Source organism: Rhizobium sp. SAFR-030, assembly GCF_059415005.1.
This window is the reverse complement of sequence record NZ_JBPFDO010000002.1, coordinates 174487-191827: the sequence shown is the minus strand read 5'-3', so window position 1 is coordinate 191827 and position 17341 is coordinate 174487. Positions and strand designations below refer to the sequence as shown.

At 64.1% G+C, this 17341-nt stretch carries 14 protein-coding genes and 1 pseudogene; 10 read left to right on the top strand and 5 right to left on the bottom strand.

The window, feature by feature from the left end; translation table 11 throughout:
• Positions 1–8 precede the first annotated feature (8 nt).
• The 6 genes from ACR65N_RS06655 to ACR65N_RS06630 all read left to right on the top strand — a co-directional run bounded on the left by ACR65N_RS06655 (position 9) and on the right by ACR65N_RS06630 (position 7448).
• Positions 9–1076, top strand: a complete 1068-nt coding sequence (locus tag ACR65N_RS06655; protein ID WP_440456298.1) for an extracellular solute-binding protein — start codon at positions 9–11, stop codon at positions 1074–1076.
• 23 nt (positions 1077–1099) lie between these two features.
• The gene (locus ACR65N_RS06650) at positions 1100–1543 is read left to right on the top strand and encodes a N,N-dimethylformamidase alpha subunit family protein (protein WP_440456297.1); all 444 of its coding nucleotides are present in this window, start codon (positions 1100–1102) and stop codon (positions 1541–1543) included.
• Entirely contained in the window at positions 1533–3779 is a 2247-nt protein-coding gene (locus tag ACR65N_RS06645; RefSeq protein ID WP_440456296.1) for a N,N-dimethylformamidase beta subunit family domain-containing protein, read from the top strand. Before ACR65N_RS06650 ends, ACR65N_RS06645 begins: the two co-directional genes overlap by 11 nt.
• Before the next feature lie 77 nt (positions 3780–3856).
• On the top strand, positions 3857–5524 hold the full coding sequence (locus tag ACR65N_RS06640) for a N,N-dimethylformamidase beta subunit family domain-containing protein (protein ID WP_440456295.1): 1668 nt from the start codon (positions 3857–3859) through the stop codon (positions 5522–5524).
• Between the two features lie 62 nt (positions 5525–5586).
• On the top strand, positions 5587–6453 hold the full coding sequence (locus tag ACR65N_RS06635) for a transketolase (protein WP_440456294.1): 867 nt from the start codon (positions 5587–5589) through the stop codon (positions 6451–6453).
• Positions 6450–7448 carry a transketolase family protein gene (locus ACR65N_RS06630; protein ID WP_440456293.1) on the top strand — a complete coding sequence of 333 codons (999 nt, stop codon included), beginning with the start codon at positions 6450–6452 and terminating at the stop codon, positions 7446–7448. The genes ACR65N_RS06635 and ACR65N_RS06630 overlap by 4 nt, the downstream gene beginning before the upstream one ends.
• Before the next feature lie 23 nt (positions 7449–7471).
• Here the strand turns inward: ACR65N_RS06630 and ACR65N_RS06625 are convergent, their stop codons facing one another.
• Positions 7472–8194, bottom strand: coding sequence for a GntR family transcriptional regulator (locus tag ACR65N_RS06625; protein ID WP_430306683.1), 723 nt, complete (start codon positions 8192–8194; stop codon positions 7472–7474).
• A 335-nt stretch (positions 8195–8529) separates the two neighbouring features.
• Here ACR65N_RS06625 and ACR65N_RS06620 point away from each other — a divergent pair, with 335 nt between their 5' ends.
• Positions 8530–9762, top strand: a complete 1233-nt coding sequence (locus ACR65N_RS06620) for an aminotransferase class III-fold pyridoxal phosphate-dependent enzyme (protein ID WP_440456292.1) — start codon at positions 8530–8532, stop codon at positions 9760–9762.
• A gap of 96 nt (positions 9763–9858) precedes the next feature.
• On the opposite strand, the gene ACR65N_RS06615 is transcribed toward ACR65N_RS06620, so the two are convergent.
• Positions 9859–11064, bottom strand: a complete 1206-nt coding sequence (locus ACR65N_RS06615; protein WP_440456291.1) for an MFS transporter — start codon at positions 11062–11064, stop codon at positions 9859–9861.
• A gap of 101 nt (positions 11065–11165) precedes the next feature.
• Here ACR65N_RS06615 and ACR65N_RS06610 point away from each other — a divergent pair, with 101 nt between their 5' ends.
• The 3 genes from ACR65N_RS06610 (at position 11166) to ACR65N_RS06600 (ending at position 15049) form a co-directional block, all read left to right on the top strand.
• Entirely contained in the window at positions 11166–12065 is a 900-nt protein-coding gene (locus ACR65N_RS06610; protein WP_440456290.1) for a LysR family transcriptional regulator, read from the top strand.
• Between the two features lie 238 nt (positions 12066–12303).
• The gene (locus ACR65N_RS06605) at positions 12304–13158 is read left to right on the top strand and encodes a DUF3667 domain-containing protein (protein ID WP_440456289.1); all 855 of its coding nucleotides are present in this window, start codon (positions 12304–12306) and stop codon (positions 13156–13158) included.
• A gap of 31 nt (positions 13159–13189) precedes the next feature.
• Positions 13190–15049, top strand: coding sequence for a TPM domain-containing protein (locus ACR65N_RS06600; RefSeq protein ID WP_440456288.1), 1860 nt, complete (start codon positions 13190–13192; stop codon positions 15047–15049).
• Between the two features lie 34 nt (positions 15050–15083).
• Here the strand turns inward: ACR65N_RS06600 and ACR65N_RS06595 are convergent, their stop codons facing one another.
• The 3 genes and pseudogenes from ACR65N_RS06595 to ACR65N_RS06585 form a co-directional block, all read right to left on the bottom strand.
• Positions 15084–15890: an HAD-IIA family hydrolase gene (locus ACR65N_RS06595; protein WP_440456287.1), complete on the bottom strand. Its 807-nt coding sequence runs from the start codon at positions 15888–15890 to the stop codon at positions 15084–15086.
• Positions 15891–15897: 7 nt separating this feature from the next.
• Positions 15898–16155, bottom strand: a pseudogene (locus tag ACR65N_RS06590) (ABC transporter permease); the annotation flags it as partial.
• A 42-nt stretch (positions 16156–16197) separates the two neighbouring features.
• Positions 16198–17220 (bottom strand): SDR family oxidoreductase, encoded by a 1023-nt coding sequence (locus tag ACR65N_RS06585; RefSeq protein ID WP_440456286.1) that lies wholly within the window; start codon positions 17218–17220, stop codon positions 16198–16200.
• Positions 17221–17341 lie beyond the last annotated feature (121 nt).

Genomic DNA, 17341 nt, shown 5'->3' with positions numbered 1-17341 from the left:
GAACCACCATGCCGATACAGAACTGGAAATGGACCACTGCCGCGATTGCCATCGTCGCAGGCATTGCCGGTACGACGCCCGTCGTCGCGCAGGAACTGGAAGACCAGATGGTCATCGCCACGACGGGCGGCCTGATGGGCAACTCGCTCGCCAAGTATTTCTACGAGCCCTTCGCCAAGGCCAAGGACGTCGAAGTGGTGCCGGTCGCCATCGAGGTTCCCGACCAGTGGGCACGTGCTGAAGCGATGACGCGCACCGGCAATGTCGAGTTCGACATCGTCACGGCCACCGGCCCGGATCTCGTTGCGCGCACCAACATGCTCGAGAAGATCGACTGCAGCCAGCTGCCCAGCGTGCAGAAGTTCGGCGTCGCCGATGCCTGCACGCCCTATGGCGTCGCCCGCACCACCGGCGGCATGCTGATCAACTACAATACCGAGGTATTCAAGGACAAGGCGCCGAAGACCTGGGCCGATTTCTGGAACGTCAAGGACTTCCCCGGCCCGCGTGGCCTGCCTGACACCGGCGACCGCGACTGGTGGGTTCCCGTCGCAGCGCTCCTGGCGGACGGCGTGAAGCAGACCGAGCTCTTCCCGCTCGATCTCGACCGCGCCTACAAGAAGCTCGACGAAATCCGTCCGCACGTCGCGGTCTGGTGGAAGACCGGCGACCAGGTGCAGCAGATCATGCGCAACAAGGAAGTCGTCATGACCATGAGCTACTCCGGCCGCGCGCTGGCAGTGGTCAAGGAAGGCGCACCGGTTGCCATGTCCTGGGACGGCGCCATCCGCGATACCGGCTATATGGCGATCCTCAAGGGCGCGCCCGACAAGAACGCCGCCCTCGCCTATCTCGACTTCTTCTACGCCAACGCCGACGCCCACGTGCCGTTCATGCGAGACGTCAACTACGCGACCGGCAGCAAGACCGTCTATGAGCAATTGAAGCCGGAAGAAGCCAAGCTGTTCGCCACGTCGCCGGAAAACTACGAAAAGCTGGTGAAGCCTGATTTCGAGTGGATCGGCGCTCATCGGGACGAGCTGCGCCAGCGCTGGACGGCGTGGCTGACCCGCTAATCGCCTGAGACGGACACGCAGAAATGCGCATCATCGCCTTCTCCCCTCTCTTGGGGGAGGAGGCACCACAGGGCGGATACGCATCACCCGACGAATGCAACGACAGGACGATTTCCATGGATCACACCAGTGACCCGAACGCGCTGCGCTATGTCATCGACCCGCAGCGGCTCGACCTCGTGGAGGAATTCCGCAAGAGCCCGCTCGGCGTGCATGGCGCCGAGCTTCGCAAGATGCTGGCCAGGATGCGCTGGGGCAAGGCCGAGGGGCGCCTCGTGCTGATCGTGCTGGAGGCCGGCAAGGCGTGGCGCCTGTCGCGCATTCCCGAGCGACGCGGCGATCCGATGCCATTCGTCGACGACCGCATCTTCACCTCGCTGGCCGAGGCGGAATGGCATGTCTTCAAGATCCGCTGGCAGGCCATGACCGGTGCGACGCTACCTCCGGAGTATCAAGGTGATCTATAAGACCAACGAATATCTCGGCTATCCCGACCGCATCAGCGTGCCGGCCGGCGAGACCGTCAAGTTCCAGCTGTCGAGCAAGCGGGAAGCCGTCAGGGTCGAAGTCATGCGCCTGCGTTGCGGGGACGTCGACGTCAACGGACCTGGCTTCAAGTACGACCTGATGGACAGCGCCATCGATGGCGTCCACACCTGCCTCGACCAGGAAATCCGGCCCGGCTCCTGCGCGGTGATCGATCATGGCGGCGCGCTTGTTCCGAGCGGCGACGCGTGGTCCTTCGGCTGCTACATCTATCCGACCCGCATCGCCGACAATGCACGCGGCATCTTGGGCAACTGGTGCGAAAATTCGGCCGAGGGCTATGCTCTCGAACTCGACGCCGAGGGCCACCCCGTGCTGCGCCTCGGCAGCACCCGCCTGACTCTCGACGTCAAGGCACGCCAGCGCGTCTGGTCGTTCATTTCCGCAACGCTCGACTTCGTCGCGAAGACCGCGACGCTGTCGCTGATCGTTCCGGCCGATGGCACCCGTCCCGCCCTTGCCCACGCGCAGACGTTCGATCTGGCTGATCTCCCGGTGCTCGACAGCGGCCTGGATTTCCTGGTCGCAGCGCATCACTCGGACCCGAACCAACGTTACACCGGTCATTTTGACGGCAAGATCGAAGCGCCGCGCGTCGTTTCGCGGGCGCTCGAAGCCGAAGCGCTGCGGGTCTATGACAACCAGCCGCGCACGGGCGTTGCCGCCCCTGGCCTCGTCGCCTCCTGGGATTTCGGCGACGGCATCACCACGCTCGATATCAAGGATCTCTCGGCCAACTGCCTCCACGGCCGGCTGCACCAGTTGCCGCGCCGCGGCGTCACGGGCTTCTTCTGGTCCGGCGCGGTTCACGATTTCCGGCTGGCGCCGCGCGAATATGCCGCCATCCATTTCCACAGCGACGACATCTATGACTGCCAGTGGCAGACGACCTTCTCGCTCGAAGTGCCGGCGGAATGGCGCACCGGCGTTTATGCGCTGCGGCTGACGCCGGCAGGCGACGAACCAGAGCCCGATTGCGAGAGCTACGTGACGTTCTTCGTCACGCCCGGCAGGAAGACCAAGCGGGCCGACCTCGTGGTCGTGCTCTCGGTCGCCACCTATCTCGCCTATGCCAACAGCGCGCTGCGTCTCTACCAGGTGCATTTCGAAACCCTGATGGAGCACGTGCTCTGGCTGCCGCTGGACGACGTCTACATGCAGGAGCATCCGCAGATCGGCCAGTCCACTTACGACAGTCATGTCGATGGATCGGGTCGCGCCTATTCGTCCTGGCTCCGGCCGGTGCTCAGCATGCGGCCGCGCGGCTACTGGTTCAACCTGATCAACGACACCCATATCCTCGACTGGCTCGAGGAGAAGGGCATTTCCTACGACATCATCACCGATGTCGAGCTGGACCGCGAAGGCGCTCGTGCGTTGAAGCCCTACCGGGCAATGATGACGCCGACCCATGCGGAATATTACTCGTTCAACATGATGAACGGCATCATGGAGTACCAGAACACCGGCGGCCGCCACGTCTCGATGGGCGGCAATGCCTTCTACTGGCGCTGCGGCTTCCATCCGGCAGCGCCTGCAGCCCTCGAAGTGCGTCGCGGCATGGCCGGCACCCGCACCTGGGAATCCGAGCCTGGAGAAGTGCATCTGGCCGGCACCGGCGAACCCGGCGCGCTGTGGCGGCACAGCGGCTTTGCACCTCAGAAGCTCGTCGGCACCGGCTTCTCGGCGATGATCAACGACACCTGCACCTATTATGTCCGCATGCCCGATAGCGAAGACGGACGCGCCGCCTTCATCTTCGAGGGCGTCGGACGGGACGAGAAGCTCGGCGATTTCGGCTTCCGCTATGGCGGCGCCGTGGGCAGCGAAATCGACCGTCTCGACTACGAGCTCGGCAGCCCGCGTCACACGCTGCTGCTTGCCACGTCGGAGGGTCTCGGCGCCGGCGCTCTTCCGACGCCGGAGGAGTTCCGCACCATGGTCGACGGACTTGACGGCACCCAGAATGCGCTGGTGCGCGCCGACATGGTGTTCTTCGAGACGACCAACGGCGGAGCAGTCTTTGCATCCGGCTCGATCACCTATGGCATGTCGCTGGGCTACAATAACTACGACAACAATATCAGCACCATCACGCTGAACGTCGTGAAGCGGTTCCTCGATCCGGAACCGTTCGTCCTGCCAAGTCAGGCATAGGTGGAAAAGCCCGGCCGCACTTCCCAGTGCGGCTTTCGAACCGGCGGCATCGGCCGCGAAGATCGCAAGAGACCAGCATGGCAGACAGACCCGACTTCCAATCTCCCGAACTCGGCACCATGAATGTCGCGCCGCGCAAGGTGCGGCCGATGTATGCCGATGATCACTGGAACAGCCAGCCGTGGTACGAGGCGCCGCGCGAAGACCCCGACGTGCCGGAGGTCTACACCTACACCGATGCGATCTCCTACGATCCGGGTGACGAGGTCACCTTCCATTCGACCTCGACTGCCAGGACCTGGCGCATGCAGATCTATCGCGACGGATTGCATCCGGAGACGGTGCATGAGGTGGCCGCGATCGACGGCGTCTTTACCGCCACGCCAAAGGACGCGTATCGCAATGGCTGCAAATGGCCGGTCAGCCATCGCTGGACATTGCCTGACGACCTGAAGTCGGGCTTCTACCGCGTCGTCTCGACCTGCGAGAGGCCGAACGGCATCAAGTTCGTGCAGCACCACTTCTTCGTCGTACGTCCGACGGAAAAGACGCGCCGCGCCAAAATCCTGATGGTCCTGCCAACCGGCACCTGGACGTCCTACAACGACTTCGGCGGCGCCAACCACTATTTCGGCGTCGAGGGCGACAACCGGGACCAACCGTCGCCGGTCCTGTCGCTGGAGCGCCCATGGACACGTGGCATCGTCTGGCTGCCGGCAGGCGCACCGCGGATCTGCGCCGATCCCGCACCGGAAATGGGTGACGCGCCGCGTTATGCGATGAAAGAGTGGGCCTACGCCAACGGGTTCGGCCAGTACTATGCGGCCGCCGGCTGGGCGCAGTTCGACCGCCACTTCGTGCTGTGGGCGGAGAAGGAAGGGTTCGAGCTGGACATGATCACCCAGACCGACCTGCACTACCGGCCCGAACTTCTCGACGCCTATCCTTGCGTCACCATCATCGGCCATGACGAATACTGGACCTGGGATATGCGCGAGGCGATCGAGCGCTATGTCGAGCGCGGCGGCCACCTCGCCCGCTTCGGCGCCAACTTCCTCTGGCAGATCCGCCTGGAAGACGACGGCAAGCGCCAGATCTGCCACAAGTTCAAGGCGAGCCAGAAGGATCCGGTTGCCGGAACTGACAAGGCGCATCTGCTGACCAGCGCCTGGGAAGACCACAACATCAAGTGGCCGGGTGCCTCAACGGTCGGTGTCAACGGTGCACACGGCATGTATGCGTCCTGGGGCGGGTTTGCGCCGAACGGCCAGAAGGGCATGACGGTCTACCGCCCGACCCATTGGGCGTTCCAGGGAACGGGCCTGCACTATGCCGACATCTTCGGCGACAAGCAGCACATCTTCGCCTACGAGGTGGACGGGCTGGACTACACGTTCCGCCATGGCCTCCCCTACCCTGTGGAGGTCGCGGGCCAGCCAGACACGATCGAGATCCTTGCCATGTCTCCCGCGGTTCTGGCCGAGGACGAGCCCGAAGGCGAAGGCTTCCGCTACTATGTGCGCGGCAGCGACCATGAAGGCCTGGTCGAATGCGTCACCGGCGAAGTGACGCCGGAGGGGCTCGCCAAATACAAATACGGGTCCGGCATGATGGTGCACATGACCCGCGGCAAGGGCGAGGTTTTGACCGCCGCCACCTGCGAATGGGTCATGGGCCTGAAGCGCGGCGATCCCTTCACGCAGCGCATCACCCGCAACATCCTCGATCGGTTCACGGCCGGCTGAGCCGGTCCAGGAAGGTCCGCAGCAATGTCAGAGTTGAACAACGGCTTGGGAGGGCCGCGCCGATGAACAGTGCCATCAGCCGGGAACGGCAGCCCGCTGCACGGGTCCGCGATCCGTTAGAACTCGCGCGCATTGCCCGGTCGCTGAGACGCGACGTCATCGATCTGGTGGCGCCGACAGGCCAGGGCTATGTCCAGCAGGGGCTGGGCGCCGCCGACCTTTTCGCCGTTCTCTATTTCGCCGAAATGCGGCTCGATCCGTCGGACGCGCAATGGGCCGATCGCGACCGCTTCCTGCTCTCGACAGCCCACAACACGGCTATTTTCTACGCAACACTCGCCGCCCGCGGCATCGTCGACCGCGACCTGGTGGGCGCCTACTGCAAGGATGGCTCGGTATTCGAGGTCAATGCCTCGGAGCGGGTCGGCACGGCGGTCGAAGCGACGCTCGGCTCGCTCGGGCAGGGTCTGTCCGTCGGCATCGGAATGGCGCTCGCGGCACGGCGGCGAGGCTCGCAGAGCCGCGTCTACGTGGTGCTTGGCGATGGCGAGCTGCAGGAGGGCCAACTGTGGGAGGCAGTCCTCTATGCCGGCAGCGCCGGTCTCTCCAACCTCTGCCTGATCATCGATTACAACAGCATGCAGGTTGAGGGTCACATCGACAAGGTGGTGTCGGTGGCTCCGGTCGCCGGGAAGTTCTCAAGCTTCGGCTGGGCCGCGGAGGATATCGACGGGCACGACATTCCGGCTTTGCTGACGGCGCTCGACCAAGCGCGCGATCGGGACAGGCCGACCTGCCTCGTCGCGTCGACGATTGCCGGCAAAGGCGTGCCGTCGCTTGAAGGGATCCTCGCCCACAATCTGAAACTGCCGGCGGAGATCGCCACGGAAGCGCTCGCCGCCCTGGGCGACGCGGAGGAGCGGACATGAGCCAGCCCGACGATCGCACCTCGCTGGAGGTGCTGGATTTCAATGCCCGCGGCGCCTCTGCGGCGAACGCCAGGAAACACTATGGCGAAGCGCTGCTAGACGCGGCCCGCAGTGACGATCGCATCGTCTGCCTGACGGCGGATCTGACGCTGTCGACCGAGACGGACCTGTTTCGCAACCAGTTGCCGGAGCGTTTTCATCAGGTGGGCATCGCCGAAGCCAACATGGTTGGCATTGCCGGCGGCCTTGCCCGCTCCGGCGAGATACCCTTTGTTCACAGCTTCTGCGTCTTCGTCACCCGGCGCTGCTACGACCAGTTGGCGATGCAGGTTGCCTACCCGCGCGCCAACGTGAAGATCGTCGGCGTCATCCCGGGGCTGACGACCCTCCTCGGCGTTTCGCATCAGGCGATTGACGATATCGCCTTGATGCGCGCGCTGCCGAACATGACGGTGATCGAGCCGAGCAGTCCGGATCAGGTGCGCGCGGCTGTCGCGGCCATCGCCCGGTACGACGGTCCGGTCTATCTGCGGCTGAAGCGGGCCGACGGGATCGAGAACACGGATGACAGCGCATCCGATTTCACCATTGGCAAGATGCGGGTGCTGCGCGACGGCCGCCAGGGAATGATTGTCGCCTGCGGCATGATGGTCGATATCGCACTGTCGGCGGCTGAGGCGCTGAGCCTTGAAGGCGTCGAGCTGACGGTCGTCGACATGGCGACCATCAAGCCGCTGGATCCTGCCCTCGTCGACCTCGCCCGGCAGATGCCCCTCGTCGTCACGGCGGAAAATCACTCGATCATCGGCGGGCTCGGCAGCGCTGTCGCTGAGATGCTCATGGAAAACGACGTCCAGGCGAAATTCCGCCGCGTCGGCGTCCGCGACACGTTCGCGGAAGGCGGTAGCACAGCCTATCTCTTCGAGAAATATGGGTTGTCCGCAGAGGCGATGGCAGCGACGGTGCGCGAGGCGCTGGCAAAGCCGGCGTCATGACGAGCCTGTTGGCATCCGTGGCTTCAGACGGTCGGCGGCGTCATGTAACGGGTGCCGCCGGACGTTTCCAGCAGGCGAACAAGGTTCTGCCCGCCCTCCATCATGTCCGCCTGGATCGCCTCGCGCACCTTGTCGGCACGGCGCTGCCGCAGGTATTTGAGGACAGACAGGTGCTGATGCTCGTTCGGGTAGGTCGGCGGCGCGCTGGGATAATGGAAGTTCAGAAGCGGCCCATTACGCATCCAGATATCGTCGAGGATCGCCAGCACCTCCGGCAGTTCGGACCCTTCGTACAGGCCGCGATGGAACTGCCAGTTGGCGCGCACCGCATCCGACCAGCGCTGCTGCTGCTCGGCAGCGATCAGGTCGGCATGGATGGCTTCCATGCGGTCGATGTCGGCCTCCGAGACCCGCGTCGTGGCGTGCTCTGCCGCGAGCCCTTCGAGGAACAGCCGGACTGTGCGCAGTTCGATGTACTGCTTGGCGGTCATGTGGGAGACGGCAATCGACCGGCCGGCCTGCATTTCCAGCGCTCTGGCGCGCACAAGCTGCATCAGCGCCTCACGGATCGGCGTTTCGGAGACATTCATCGTCGCCGCCAGATCGCGAATCTTGAAGCGATGTCCAGGCCAGAAGCGGCCTTCCATCAGTGCCTGGCGGAGATTGTTGTAGACGAGCCCTGTCAGGCTGTCGCGGGCGATCGGCCCGACGCTGCGTTCGCCAGAGGTCTGATCAATCTCGTTCATCGCTTGTCCTCGACACATCCTGACGGCCGCGGAAGCACACGCACGTCCAGAACTTCTCTTATATATGATATACCTGAGCTCAAGGTCTTAAGGCATTCGCGCAGCCGCGGAAAGATCCATGCACGTCATATACCCGCAACCTGCGGTGATCGTCCACGGTTAGCTTCGCTATCCCATGCGCAAAGCTCGTTCCGATCTACAGCCCTGTCTCCGCCTATTTCCCCTCCACCCGTCGAGCAAAATTTGCGCAGCAGTGAAGCCGGGCAGTTCCGTAGCGGGCTTGGCACCGCCCATTAATATATGATATATCATTGGCAGGAATCTGGAGAAACTTCATGTCGAATCTGGTCAGGGTACAGGATGCTGCTTTGCGGGCGCGGGCCGAAAAGGTCGTGCCGAGCGGAATGTGGGGGCACCTTCATGCCGCAAAACTCCCGGATGCCTATCCGCAGTTCTTCCGCCGTGGCGAAGGCGGCATCCTGTTTGACGTCGACGGCAACCGCTATGTCGACTTCATGTGCAGCTGGGGCCCGAACCTGCTCGGCCACCAGCACCCGGAGGTCGAAGAGGCCGCCGAGCGCCAGCGACGGATGGGCGACTGCCTGAACGGGCCTGCCGAAGTCATGGTCGAACTGGCGGAACTGGTGGTCGACACCATCGCCCATGCCGACTGGACCATGTTCCAGAAAAACGGTACCGACGCGACCACGACCTGCGTCACCGTCGCCCGTGCGGCCACCGGCAGGCGCAAGATCCTCGTCGCCAAGGGCGCCTATCACGGCGCGGTTCCCTGGTGCTCTCCGTCGCTGGTCGGCGTGACGGCGGAAGATCGCGCCCATCTCGTCTACTACACGTTCAACGACATCGAGTCGCTTGAAGACGCGATCAAGGCTGGCGGCGAAGACATTGCTGCGATCATTGTCTCGGCCTACCGCCACGACATGAGCTTCGACCAGGAACTGCCGACCCAGGATTTTGCCAAGGCAGCCCGACGGCTCGCCGACGCCAAGGGGGCCGCCCTCATCCTCGACGAAGTCCGCACCGGTTTTCGCCTACATAGCGCAGGCAGCTGGGAGCCGCTTGGCGTTCGCCCTGATCTCTCCGCCTGGAGCAAGGCGATCGCCAACGGCTACACCCTGTCGGCCGTGACCGGGAGCGACTGGCTGCGCAAGGCGGCTTCGCAGGTGTTCGTCACCGGCTCGTTCTGGGCCGGCGCCGTGTCGATGGCCGCCGGGCTGGCGACACTGAAGGTGGTGCGCCGTGACAACGTTCCGGAAAAAGTGGCGCGGCTTGGCCAGATGCTGCGCGACGGACTTGAAACCCGCTCGCGTCAGTTCGGCCTGTCGATCCGCCAGTCTGGCCCGGCGCAGATGCCGACCGTGCTGTTCGACGACGACGCCGACTTCGCAAAGGGCTACGCTTTCTGCAATGCCGCCCTGTCGAAGGGTGTGTATTTCCACCCGCGGCACAACATGTTCCTCTGCGCCGCCCATACGCAGGCCGACATCGCCGTCGCTCTGGAAGCCGCCGAGCACGGCTTCGCCACGATCGCCGGACAGGCTGTCTGATCGAGCACAACACGAAGAGCGCCCACCCGAGGGCGCTCTTCCTTCCAAGCTCACTGAACTTGATTAGCCGTGAGCCGGCTCGACCAGGGCCTCCTGTCAGTGAGAGCGGTGCGCTGCGGATCGACCCAGGTGATCCGCGGCACGAATGCCAAGAGCGACGACCCCGAGAGCTGCGCCAAGCGCACTGACGGTGGTCCATGCTCCGTAGCTCCAGGCGAGGCTGCCGAGTGCCGAACCGGCGGCACCGCCGAGAAACATTCCTGTCATGAAGATCGTATTCAGGCGGCTGCGGGCCTCCGGATCAAGCGCATAGATGATGTGCTGATTGGAGACGAGCGCGCTCTGGATGCCGAAGTCGAGCACGATGACGCCGACGACCAGCGCCACCAGCGAAGCCGACGTGCCGAAGATGATCCAGGCGGCAACGGTGAGCGCGGCGCCCATCCAGACTACAAGATGCGGCCCCTTCCTGTCGGCGATCCGGCCGGCAACGGGTGCCGCGAAGACGCCGACCGCACCGACGATCCCGAAGAGCCCTGCGACATCGGCACCAAGGTTGAACTGCGGCCCTTGCAGATACAGCGCGAGGATCGTCCAGAAAACGGTGAAGGAAGCAAACAGGGCCGCCTGGACAGCTGTCGCCACACGCAGCGCGGGCTCACGCTTCCACAGATGCCGCAGGGAAATCATGGCCGAGTGGTAGCGCATGCGCGACACCGGACGATGGTTCGGCAGAGCCCAGATCATCATGGCAGCGGCAAGCAGCGCCAGCGGAACGCCGAGCCAGAACATCTCGCGCCAGCCGGCGTGTTCGCCGACGAAGCCGGACAGCGTGCGGCTGAACAGGATGCCGGAGAGGACGCCGGCCATCACCGTGCCGATCGTCGATCCGCGCTTGTCGGGCGTTGCCAGCGATGCAGCGAACGGAACAATCTGCTGGGCAACCGTGGCACTTGCGCCGACGAACAGCGAGCAGATGATCAGCATCACCGCCGAGGAGGCGGTTGCCGCCACCGCGACCGCGATCGCCAGCACCAGGAACTGGCCGATGATCAGGCGGCGGCGATTGACGAGGTCGCCGAGCGGCAACAGGAGAAACAGGCCGAGCGCATAGCCGAGCTGGGTTGCCGTCGGTACCATGGCGGCTGCGGGCTGTCCGGGGAAATCCTGCTCGATCAGGCCGAGCATCGGCTGGTTGTAATAGATATTCGCCACCGCGATGCCGCTCGCCGCCGCCATCGCCAGCAGCGCTGCCCTGCTTGTGCCCGGAACCGGCCGCGTCTGCGTATCTGCCGTCTTCATCGTCTCTGCCTTTCAGGTTGAACGTGAGACCAATCTAGTTTCTGGTCCGGATCTGCAGTAGCTACCGATGCTGATCATGCTGACTAACCGAAAGTGTTATAATGAACACCGAGGATGCCGCTGTCTTCGTCAACGCCGTCACTGCCGGAAGCCTCTCGGAGGCAGCGCGACGGCTGGGGATCTCGCCGATGATGGCGACGCGGCGGTTGACCTCGCTCGAGGCGACGCTCGGCGTCCGGCTTCTGCATCGCACCACGCGGTCGCTGGCCCTGACGCCGGAAGGCGAAGCATTTCTTCCCTTCGCCGAGGCCTTGGTTGAGAACGCACAGCAGGGACGCGCCCGCGTGCGCTCCGAAGGGCGCGGTGCTGCCGGTCTGCTGCGCGTCTCGGTGCCGATTGCCTTCGGGCTGAAACTCGTGGCGCCGATGGTGCCCGGTCTGCTCGCCGCCAACCCCGAGCTTGGGCTGTCGCTCGACATGAGCGACCATATGCCGGACCTGATCAGCACCGGTACCGACCTCGCCATCCGCATCTCCCGGCTGCGCGACAGCAGCCTCATCGCTCAGAAACTCAGGGACAACCCGCGCTCGCTGGTCGCCGCCCCGGCCTACGCGCTGGCGCGGGGTCTGCCGCGCAGCACCGCGGAACTTTCCAACCACGACTGCCTGCCGATGAGCGGCGTGTCGCACTGGACCTTCATGCGTGGCGACGAAGAGGCCTCGGTACGCGTCTCGGGCCGGTTTTCCGCCAGCAGCATTGCCGGTTGCCATGCCGCCTGCCTCGCTGGTGGCGGCATCGCGCTTCTGTCGGACTGGAATATCGCAGAGGACGTGAAGGCAGGTCGGCTGCTGCGGGTCGTGCTGGAAGATGCCGTGCCGGAAGTGATTGGCATCTGGGCGGTCTACCCGACGACGCGGCTCGTGCTGCCCAAGGTCAGGGTTTTCATCTCGGCACTTCGCAGCGTTCTCGATGCATCCGAGGCTGGCTCGCTCGCAGACTGACCGAGATTCTCAATTCCTGAACCCTGATTTTCCGGTCTGACCGATATCGGGGGAGACTTGGTCGGCCTCGCCCGGGGTTAATCCCTCGGCCGCTCGGTTCAGGACTCTCCACTACGACCCTCTGTCGGCTGAGCAACGACACCGAACTTTACAGGCTGCAGCGTGGACCTAAATTGCTGCGCAGGGCGTTTGCCGTTGCCGCAAACTTCATCTCCTTCTTGCACCTTGGGATAGCGTGGTGAACGATCAGCCAATTGACGCAATGAAGTTGCCGAAGGACTCGCCAGTCGCTCGGCCTGAGAGCGCGGCTACGGCCGGCAGTCCCGCGTGCGAGATGGGGCAGTCCCATTTCGATCTCCCTCTATGCCGCAACTGCGGGGCAGCGCTGAACGATCTCTATTGCCAGGTGTGTGGTCAAAAGAAAGTGGCGCGGCTCGGTGCCGGGCATCTGCGTGACGAGGCCTGGGAAAAGATACGCTGGTTCGAAGGAGACCTCGTCAAGTCGGCGCTCAAGGTCCTGTTCCGGCCCGGCATCGTGGCGCGAGAATACGTCTTCGGCCAACGCAAGAGCCACACACATCCGCTGAAGCTCCTGCTGGCGGCGATCGTCGTGCTGCTCCTCGTGATCGCGCAGACGGATTATCTCGGCACCGACGACGAGACACTCAGCCGGGCCGTGGAACTGGTCCGCAGCTATTCGAAGTGGTCGTTTTCACTCGGGATCCTTGCCATCCTGATCGCCTCCAACATCGTGTTCTGGTCGCGCGGCGGCTTCAACATCTTCGAGCATCTGGTGCTTGCGACCTACACGCACTTCGTCATCCTGGTGGCCAGCATCCTGTCTCTGTCGCCGCTTCTCGTCGATTCTTCACGGCAAGCGGTCGCAGCGCATCGCGCCGCCTCCGCTGTCTATATGGGCTGGATCGAGGCGGGCATCGTGTTTCTCGCGTTCGGCCAGTTTTTCGCCATCAGTTGGCGGCAACAATGGTGGTGGCCCGCCGTTGGCGCTGCGATGTTCTTCGTCGCCAAGCAAGGACTGTTCTATCTCTATGCGCGGGCGGTCATCCGTATCGTCTTGGCACAGATATCCTGATCGAGGTCGACACGAACGATAGGGAGGTTTCATGAAAAGTTATGTTCTGCTCTGCGCCAGCGTCGCCGCTGCGTCGCTCCTGCCTCTGCAATCCGAGGCCGCCGGTGCCGGCAGCCTCTGGGCAACGCCTCAAGACAAGGCGATTTGCGATCCCATCTTCTCCAGGCTCCAACAGTCGGAACGTGGCATCCTGGTTGCCCAGGCTGAACCGGCCAAGCCTGCCAGCGAGAGCAAGGGACAGGACCAGCCGAGCGAGGAGGAGTTGACGACGCAGCTCAGCGCCATGCTGCAGGCCTGCTCCTACGACGGCAAGGCGCTGACGGTGAAAGCTGCGGCGATGGATGGCGCCGCAGATGTGGAGGGCAAGGCAGCGATCGACAGGATCATGCGCTTCACGGGCCTGCCCCAGAACTTCACCATCATGGAGACCGATGTTCCCAATGCGGCAGCCATGATCGTGCTCGGCAATGACGGAATCCCGAAGCGCGTCATCGCCTACAGCCGCGATTTCATGCGTCAGGTGACGAAAGCGACAGGAGAGGACGGCTGGCCCGGCACGTCGATCCTCGCGCACGAAATCGGCCATCACCTCTCGGGGCACACGCTGATGCCGGGCGGCAGTCAGCCACCGACGGAACTGGAGGCGGACAAGTTCTCCGGCTTCGTTCTGTTCAAGATGGGCGCAACGCTGCCGCAGGCCGAGAAAGCGATTGCCACCCTGATCCCCGCGACTGACGGACCGACCCATCCAGGACGAGCCAAGCGTCTGAAGGCGCTGCAGGCGGGTTGGTTGCAGTCCTGCGAGCAGCAGCAGCAATGCGAAGCAGGCGCAGTCGTGGCAGGAAGCACGCCCGCGCCGCAAACCGCTCCGCAGCCAGAACCGCAGCCAGATCCGCAAAGTGCGGCGACGGTGGCGGGATCACGTCGGACGCTTGCGGCTCCGCACGTGGCGAACGCTGCGATGCCGGACATCCCCGGTCCGGGCGACATCGAGATCCCGAATGCCAAGAGCCCGGCAAAGACGATCGGCCCGGCCGTCATTGATCGGCTGCCGCCGCTCCAGGCGGACGCCACGTCGTCGAAGTTCGACCGCTTTGTCTACGACGAGGTGGGAATCTTCGACCCGGCCGTCCGCGACAAGCTGCAGCAGACGGCTTTCGCGTTCGCCGCGGCAGCCAATGTCGAGGTTGTCACCGTCGTGACGAAAGACCTTCGCGGGCGCACGCCGGACCAGTTTGCGCTCGACGTCATGCGTCAGATGCGGGTCGGGAAGATGGACGTCGGCAACGGAGCTGTCCTTGTCATCGCACCAAATCAGAAGCAGGTAGGGCTTGCGTTCGGCCCGGGCCTCAAGGTCCTGTTCGAAAACGATCCCTCGCCACGCAAGCGGCTCGACGACTTCATCAAGATCGTCGATGGCGGCGGCGACCCGCAGCGCGTCAGTTCCACGATTGCCGGCGCCGCCTACCGCGTCATGAACCAGGCCAAGACGCAGGATTGGGTTATTCGCTACCCGGACTTTGCCGCCTATCGTGCCGCCGATCAGAGGAACTCGCAGGATCGCTCGAAGGCGACCGGCTCTTATGATGCGAGTAAAGATCCGGTGGCCAACAAGCTGCTGCGGCTGGAAGCCACGCTCATCGATACCACGCCGGACATCAACGATCGCACGCTGATGGTCAACGCGCCGCGCGCGCGTCAGGTCGGCCCTGCCATGCGGGCTCGCACGCCGGAGGGACAAGACGTGGTTCTCTACGTCAGCCGAGATCTTTCCGAACTGATGCCCGTGCCTCTGGAGCAGGGACGTCGCTATTCGTTCATTGCTCGCGACACCATCCTCAGAACCGGGGCACCGCAGCTCGACCTGATCAGCTATGACCTGCTGGAGTAGTTGCTTACTCCAGTGACCGACGCTGGCCGCCGAGCTACGCTTGGACGCGGCCCGCCATTATCGCTTGCAGATCGGTCAGCGTCGACACCGTCAGGTCCGGCGTGATGCCGCTGCCCGACGGATTAGGCACCCCCGTTTCGACGAGCACGGCAAACACGCCAGCGCGCTGCGCGGCGACGATATCGGTTTCCAACTGGTCGCCGATCATGATCACCTGCCCATGGTCGATCCCCAGCAGGGCGACGGCGTCCTGGATAAGATGAGGCTGCGGTTTTCCGACGATCAGCGGCTCTGCACGGGTCGCGGCGACGATGGCCGCCAGAATGGACCCGGCGCCCGGCTCGAACCCGCCATCCTTCGGCAGAAGCACATCCGGATTGGTCCCGATCAGTCTTGCCCCGCCCATGACAAGGCTCACCGCCCGGTCCAACCGCGCATAGGTGAACCCCTTGTCGAGGCCGGCCACAACGCAGTCGACGCGCTCCTCGGCGATCTCGAAGCCCGCCTCCACAACGGCCTGCTCCAGGGAGGGAGCACCGAGCACGTAAGCCCGCCCACCCTTCGGCCAGGTCCTGCGCAAAATGCCGCGGGTGCCGGTGGCAGTGGAGATCACCTGGCTGGGATCCGTCAGGACGCCCATGGCGGACAGCTTGGCCGCTACCTCTTCGGTCGTGCGGGTGGAATTGTTGGTGACGAAACAATACGGAATGCCGGCCTCGCGCCATGCGGCGAAGCTCTGCACCGCGCTCTCGATCGGCGTGTTGCCGCGGAAAACGACACCATCGAGATCGGCGATGATGCCGCGGATGTCGGGCAGGTTCCTGCCGGAGGACTGTGTCATGCGTATCCTATTCGCTCTTGGCCGCTGCTGGGTCGAGAAGATCACGCGTCCAATCGCCGATGATGCTGATCGACAGGGTGGTGAGGAAGATCACCATGCCTGCCGGAATGCCAATCCACCAGGCGGTAGCTATATAGTTGCGCCCCTCGCCCAGCGTCAAACCGAGGCTCGTTCCGGGCGGCTGAACACCAAGGCCGAGAAAGGACAACGAGGTTTCCAGCAGCACGATCTCCGGGAAGTTCAGTGTCACCTGCACCACCAGGATGCTCATGTTTCGCCATCCACCTACTGACCGATAGCGCGTCCCTCAGCGGTGGCGCGACAGCCAGTCCGATAGGGCGTCTATAGACCGGCGCCGGCGATGGGAACCGGACGCGACAGCCGCACCGGCAGCCAGTGCCGCGATGGCGGTCAGCGCCAGAACCACGTTTCTCGAGGTGTGCGAGGCCTCCGATCGGAGGCCGCCGTCAATGCCGCCGGCCCTTGCCGGCGGTCCGTAGAGGTTGCCGCTGCTGACCTCGACCCGCGGCGCACGCTCGAAATAGCCCTCCATGAAGCGGCCGAGAGTTCTGGCTGCAAAGTTCGGCGCCACGAGATGGGCAAGCCTCGTCATCGCCGTGACCGAGCCGACGGTGGTGCTTGGCCTGGGCGAAATCGCCACCTCGACGATCGCCCGTGCAACGCGACGCGCGTTGATGACCGGCGGCGGCGCGGTGATTTCCCGTCCGACATAGTTCGCCCCGTGGCGTAACCCCGGCGTATCGACGAAGGCCGGATAGATGTCGCAGATGTGGATATTCGGCTTGTCGGCAAGCTCGGCACGCAGGGCCTCGGCAAAGCCGCGAAGGCCGAACTTGCTGGCGCTGTAGGCTGCGGCAAAGGGTGCTGCCGCAAAGCCTCCGAGCGAGATCATGTTGATGAATACGCCGTGTCCCTGGCGCAGGAAGATCGGCACCACCGCATGCGCATCATTGATGTGGCCGAGCAGGTTGGCGCGAACCACCTGCTCGTGCGCCTCGATCGGCGTTTCATGAAAGCGGCCGACGGCGCCGATGCCGACATTGCTGACCCAGACGTCGATCCGGCCGAACTCTTCGGCTTTCGAGGCAAGCGCGACCACCGCCTGCGGATCCGTGACGTCGGTCTCTACCGCAATCGCATCCGCGCCCAGCGACCGGCAGGTCTCGGCAACCTTCTCCAGTGCCGCCAGGCTCCGGGCAGCAAGCACAAGCCGGCTGCCGCGGCGGGCAAAGGCTTCCGCGGTCGCCTGGCCAATGCCACTCGACGCTCCGGTGATGACGACGACGGCATGGGCGAGATCGATGGACATGCAAACTCCTGTCGGGGCTTCGGGGGTCTGCCGGGCACGCAGAGCCTGGCGCGCCGCTAACCGCTTGCCACCTGGAAAGTTGCGCGAGGTCCCACCGCAAGCCGTCCGCAGTTTTCCCGGT

What these genes read in the sequence shown, in the direction of transcription:
- ACR65N_RS06655 (WP_440456298.1), top strand. Translation starts at nt 9, where the DNA reads ATGCCGATACAGAACTGGAAATGGACCACTGCCGCGATTGCCATCGTC.
- ACR65N_RS06650 (WP_440456297.1), top strand. Translation starts at nt 1,100, where the DNA reads ATGCGCATCATCGCCTTCTCCCCTCTCTTGGGGGAGGAGGCACCACAG.
- ACR65N_RS06640 (WP_440456295.1), top strand. Translation starts at nt 3,857, where the DNA reads ATGGCAGACAGACCCGACTTCCAATCTCCCGAACTCGGCACCATGAAT.
- ACR65N_RS06635 (WP_440456294.1), top strand. Translation starts at nt 5,587, where the DNA reads ATGAACAGTGCCATCAGCCGGGAACGGCAGCCCGCTGCACGGGTCCGC.
- ACR65N_RS06630 (WP_440456293.1), top strand. Translation starts at nt 6,450, where the DNA reads ATGAGCCAGCCCGACGATCGCACCTCGCTGGAGGTGCTGGATTTCAAT.
- ACR65N_RS06625 (WP_430306683.1), bottom strand. Translation starts at nt 8,194, where the DNA reads ATGAACGAGATTGATCAGACCTCTGGCGAACGCAGCGTCGGGCCGATC.
- ACR65N_RS06620 (WP_440456292.1), top strand. Translation starts at nt 8,530, where the DNA reads ATGTCGAATCTGGTCAGGGTACAGGATGCTGCTTTGCGGGCGCGGGCC.
- ACR65N_RS06615 (WP_440456291.1), bottom strand. Translation starts at nt 11,064, where the DNA reads ATGAAGACGGCAGATACGCAGACGCGGCCGGTTCCGGGCACAAGCAGG.
- ACR65N_RS06610 (WP_440456290.1), top strand. Translation starts at nt 11,166, where the DNA reads ATGAACACCGAGGATGCCGCTGTCTTCGTCAACGCCGTCACTGCCGGA.
- ACR65N_RS06600 (WP_440456288.1), top strand. Translation starts at nt 13,190, where the DNA reads ATGAAAAGTTATGTTCTGCTCTGCGCCAGCGTCGCCGCTGCGTCGCTC.
- ACR65N_RS06595 (WP_440456287.1), bottom strand. Translation starts at nt 15,890, where the DNA reads ATGACACAGTCCTCCGGCAGGAACCTGCCCGACATCCGCGGCATCATC.
- ACR65N_RS06585 (WP_440456286.1), bottom strand. Translation starts at nt 17,220, where the DNA reads ATGTCCATCGATCTCGCCCATGCCGTCGTCGTCATCACCGGAGCGTCG.